Consider the following 4,629-nt stretch of genomic DNA (forward strand, 5'->3'; position numbering starts at 1 on the left):
GCCGAGGATGGCGACGGCGACACCGACGCGCTGCCGGTCGACATCTCGACCTCCTTCGGCTTCCGCGACGACGGGCCGGTGATCTCGCCGGCCATCGCTGACGGAACCGTGGATTTTGTCAACGGCGATACCACCAGCGACGCAGGCTTCCTCGATTACGGCAACGACAGCGCGGGGACGTTCACCTTCGTCGGTTACACCGAGCAGCTGCCCGACGATACGGTGCTTGGCACCATCACCGAAACGCTCTCGGTGGGCGATACGGTGATAACCTATTCGTCGGCAATCTACGGCGATCTGTTCAGGATCACGCTCGATGACAATGCTCCTGGCGGCTATACCTTCGAAGTGCTTCAGAGCGCGCCGGTGGTGCTGAACGCTCTTGGCATATCCTCGGTCGACGCCGGCGGGCCGAGCGAAACGGAGGTGGTGCCAGCCCCGTCCGGTACGATCGTCACCTTCGACGGTTTCCTGTCCAACAACTTCAATGGGGATGCACAGGTCGAATATGCGGCCGGCAACCAGCCGCCGCCACCAGCGCCAGACGGCGGTCCGGATGACGATGTGAACATCAGCACGCCGGGGATCGGCCTGAAGGACAACCAGATGGACCCGGGCGAACAGCTGAGAATATCGTTCTCGGATGACGTCAGTGGAATCCAGCTGTTGTTCGAGGGCGCCACCGGAGCGGCCAATACTTTTGACATACGGTTCGTGGCCTACGACGACGGCAGCCTGATCGCGGATGTCGCCTATCTTGACGAGAACTTGCCGAAGGGCAATTCGCAACTCCTGATCGACTTCCTTTCAGGCGAACCGTTCGATGTGGAGACGGATGCCCTTGATGCCGGCGAAGACTTCGACGAGGTCTTCGTGTTCATCAACTTCGACGGGCCGAACACCGGCGTCCGGATCAAGGAGGTGTCGCTTTACGAACAGGCCAGCATTCCTGACTTCAGTATCGACTACACGGTGCGGGCGTCGGGTGGAGACCTGGATTTCGTAGAAGACTCCTTCACTCTCAATATCGACAGCGATGCGGACGGGTTCATTTTCGCCTGAACACCACATCCCCGGCCACCGAAACAATGGTGGCCGCGGGTGACGCCATATAGGGAAAGGGTCAGCGGATCTGCGGAATGGAACCCGAATGCCAGGACGCCGGTTCGGGTGTTGAGTAAACAGGCCCCCCTTCCGACCGGACATTCGGGCGCAAGTACAGCGGCTTATGATGTGCTCCCCAACGCGCGCTTGGCCGATGTCAGAGTTTTTGCTCTTCTGATGTGCTAACCAACGTGCCCTCGGTCGTCGTCAGAATTTCCGCCCGTCCAAGAACCCATCATTGGGCGCGGGAACTGACCGGTCACGGGCACCGGGTCCGCCTCATTGCGCCGCACTACGTCAAGCCGTTCCTGAAGCGCCGGAAGAATGACGCGGCGGACGCCGAGGCCATTGCGGAGGCGGCAACACAGCCGACCATGCGCTTTGTTGACCCGGAGACGGCCGAACAGCAGGCCCGGGCGGTCGCGTTCCGGACGCGCGAGCAGCTGGTGAAGCCACGCACCAAAGCCGTGAATGCGCTGGACGAGATCGTGCCCACTCTGGGCACTGTCGCCAGTCGGCGCGGCAGCGCGTCTTCGGCTTGCATCGCTCCGATCCGGGCGGTGACATCCTCGATCCGAGCCTGTGTGTCGCGCAGTCGGCCGGCCAGCATGTCCAGTGCCGGACGGGTCGTAGAGTGCACATCGCGGGCCGCGTCGAGAAGGCGATCAACATTTTGGATTCCCTTTGGCACGACGATCCCGAACTCACCCAGGTGCGCACGGATAGCGTTTACGATTTGCGTCCTCTGCCGGACCAGGAAGTCCCTTGCCTTGTGATCGAGCAGGGCCGCCTGCCGCACTGCCGACTTCACTGGCACGAAGCGCATTGTCGGATGAGTCACCGCGTCGCAAATGGCCTCGGCATCAGCGGCATCAGTATTACCCCTCTTCACATATGGCTTCACATAGGCAGCGGGCATGAGACGGACTTCATGGCCAAGGGCGGTCAGTTCCCGCGCCCGATGATGGGCCGCCGCGCAGGCTTCCATGCCTGTGAGGCACGGGTCCAGCCGGGTAAGGAACACCAAGACCTGCGACCGCCGCAACTGGCGGCGGAAGACCCGCGCCGGGACGGTCGATGTCAGAATCCCGAAGCTGCGCAAGGGCAGCGACGTTCTTGGGTTCCGGGCCACCGCGCCGGGCGGCGGAGAGTGCGGCGGAAGGGCAACTGGTCCTGTGAATCAAGTGCCCCGCCGAACGATGACGGTGGTCATAAAGGAGGCCTATGTTCAGGGTCTCTCGACGCGCTCGGTGGACGATCCGGTCAAGATGATGGGCATCCCCGGCGTGTCGAAGCGCCAGGTCTCACGGCTCTGCGGCGAGATCGATGAACGGGCCGAGGCGTCCCTGGCCCGCTGGAAGGGGAATGGCCTTGCCTCTGGCGCGACGCCACCTGCATCACGGTCCGCCGCTCCGGCCGGAACGTGAGCGTCGCCGCCATAGGGACCGTGGCGGTCAACCTGGACGGGGCCGCGAGGTTCTGGGCAGCGCCGTCCAGCCCAGCGAGGCGGAGGTCTGCCGGGAAGGATTCCTGCGCGGGGACTCGCCTCGTCGTCGCCGACGACCACAAGGGCCTGAAGGCCGCAGCCGCCATGGTGCTCGGCGCGACCGTCCAGCGCTGTCGCGTGCATTTCATGCGCAATGGGCTCGCCTGCGTCGACAAGAAGGACCGCCCGATCATCACCGCCGCGCTTCGAACCGCCTTCGACCAGGACACGCGTGCGGCATCGAAAGACCACTGAGCCAGGCTGATCGACGCGTTCGCGCCGCGTCGTCCAAGGCTCGCTGAACTGACGCGCCGCGCCGAAGAGGATGTCCTGGCCTCCAAGCGCTTCCCCAGGGAACACTGGGCGAAGATACACACGACGAACCCGCTGGAGCGCTTGAACAAGACGATGGCGCACCGGACCAATGTCGTCGGCATCTTCCCCAACGCCGCCGCGGTGACGCGCCTGGTCGGCGCTCTGATGCTTGAGCGGAATGATGAATGGGCCATCACGCGGCGCGACATGATGGGCGTGGCCTTCGCCACCATTTGCGACACTGCCGCCAAGGACCCGGCGAAAATCGCCGCCCTGCAACTGCGGCCAAGCCACGGCCGAAGAGCAAAAGTCACACCATTTCCCGGGACACTATCGTTAATCCGGGCGGGCCGGCGTCAAATCCTGTTCGCGGTCCGGGCCGGGCTGTAGTTGATGGAATAGATGCAGTATACCCTGCTGTTGCGCTGGTTCGTTGATCCGGGCATTGACGATCCGGTCTTGGACTCGACCGTATTGACCAGGAACTACGACCGGCTGCTGACCACCGAGATGTCGCGCAAGGTGATGGCGGCGATCCTGGCGCACCACGTGGTCGCACCGCTGTTGTCGAACAATTACGCCTTGGTCGATTGCCGTGCCGAATGCCGCTTGCGACGGATTTGACGCCGCCGGGTTCGTCGGCGATCTGCGCCAAGATTGTGTAACCCCGCATGTCGCTCGGAATTCGCCGTATTCGGCAAGCGACGGCTGCTCCACCCTGCACGAAGGCCATGCCCTTTCCCGGAAACACCGCAAGCTTATCCAAGAAGCCTTCGGTTGGGCGAAATCCGGCGGTGGCATGGCACAGACCGCCGATCGCGACGGCGGAAGGGTGCGTTCCCGCTTCATCCGGGCGATGGCTGCCAACAACCACCCCTTACGGCCCTGGCTGCTGACAGAAAGAAGCCTGAAACGGGCCCCGGATGCAGCCGCCAGACGTCGGGACTGCCCCCAACCAACACGGCTTGCGATCCCCATATCGGGACAACCTGCCAGCGCCGCGACAATTTCAGCGGACCACTAGACCCATGGCCGCAACTCCTTTGCCTGCGTTTCGAACTTGCTGACCGCTTCGGCGTTATTCAGGGTCATGGCAATTTCATCCACGCCATCCAGGAGACATTGCCGACGAAACCGATCGATTTCAAAGCCGATCCGTTCGCCGTTGAACCGGACAATTGTCCCGGCCAGCAGATCAACCGTGAGAACGGCAGTGTCCGCATTTCGCGCATCTGCCATCAGCACATCGACGTCACCCTGCGGAAGGGCAATCGGCAGAATACCGTTCTTGAAACAGTTTCCCAAAAAGATGTCGGCAAAGCTGGGCGCGATAATGCAACGAATGCCGAAATCCAGCAGCGCCCAGGGCGCGTGTTCCCTGCTGGAGCCACATCCGAAATTCGCCCCTGACACCAGTATTCTCGCGTCGCCATAAGGCACGTTGTTGAGAACAAAATCTCGGTTTTCCGCGCCGCGCGCATCGTAACGAAGGTCCGCGAACAGCGCGGCCCCCAGACCTTTGCGTGAAATCGTCTTCATGTAGTTCTTGGGCAGGATCATGTCGGTGTCGACATTGATCATGGGCAGGGGCGCGGCAATGCCCGTCAAATTGGTGAATTTTTCCATATCTTGCAGGTCCTAAATGTAGCGCACGTCAGTCAGCTTGCCTGTGACGGCGGCGGCGGCGGCCATGGCGGGGCTGAGCAGGTGGGTGCGTCCGCCCC

General features: G+C 62.5%; 3 protein-coding genes and 4 pseudogenes. 5 read left to right on the forward strand and 2 right to left on the reverse strand.

Annotation, left to right across the window (positions count from 1 at the left end; genetic code table 11):
• Together AB0T83_RS20055 and AB0T83_RS20060 are read left to right on the forward strand one after the other, a co-directional pair.
• On the forward strand, positions 1–1,062 hold a 1,062-nt coding region (locus AB0T83_RS20055), incomplete at its 5' end, for a hypothetical protein (protein WP_366194970.1).
• Between the two features lie 233 nt (positions 1,063–1,295).
• A pseudogene (locus AB0T83_RS20060) lies at positions 1,296–1,532 on the forward strand (IS110 family transposase); the annotation flags it as partial.
• A 68-nt stretch (positions 1,533–1,600) separates the two neighbouring features.
• Here the strand turns inward: AB0T83_RS20060 and AB0T83_RS20065 are convergent.
• Positions 1,601–2,236, reverse strand: a pseudogene (locus AB0T83_RS20065) (transposase); the annotation flags it as partial.
• 67 nt (positions 2,237–2,303) lie between these two features.
• Between AB0T83_RS20065 and AB0T83_RS20070 the strand changes: the two are divergent.
• From AB0T83_RS20070 to AB0T83_RS20080, 3 genes and pseudogenes are all read left to right on the forward strand, one after another.
• Entirely contained in the window at positions 2,304–2,531 is a 228-nt protein-coding gene (locus tag AB0T83_RS20070; protein WP_366194971.1) for a transposase, read from the forward strand.
• Positions 2,501–3,295, forward strand: a pseudogene (locus AB0T83_RS20075) (transposase). Before AB0T83_RS20070 ends, AB0T83_RS20075 begins: the two are co-directional and overlap by 31 nt.
• Before the next feature lie 12 nt (positions 3,296–3,307).
• A pseudogene (locus AB0T83_RS20080) lies at positions 3,308–3,713 on the forward strand (hypothetical protein); the annotation flags it as partial.
• A 212-nt stretch (positions 3,714–3,925) separates the two neighbouring features.
• Here AB0T83_RS20080 and leuD read toward each other — a convergent pair.
• Positions 3,926–4,531, reverse strand: a complete 606-nt coding sequence (gene leuD, locus AB0T83_RS20085; RefSeq protein ID WP_366194972.1) for a 3-isopropylmalate dehydratase small subunit — start codon at positions 4,529–4,531, stop codon at positions 3,926–3,928.
• Positions 4,532–4,629 lie beyond the last annotated feature (98 nt).

Source organism: Meridianimarinicoccus marinus, assembly GCF_040689105.1.
Classification (GTDB): domain Bacteria; phylum Pseudomonadota; class Alphaproteobacteria; order Rhodobacterales; family Rhodobacteraceae; genus Meridianimarinicoccus; species Meridianimarinicoccus marinus.

Excerpts from the sequence above, each read along its gene's own strand:
- AB0T83_RS20070 (WP_366194971.1), top strand. The coding sequence starts at position 2,304 with ATGACGGTGGTCATAAAGGAGGCCTATGTTCAGGGTCTCTCGACGCGC.
- leuD (WP_366194972.1), bottom strand. The coding sequence starts at position 4,531 with ATGGAAAAATTCACCAATTTGACGGGCATTGCCGCGCCCCTGCCCATG.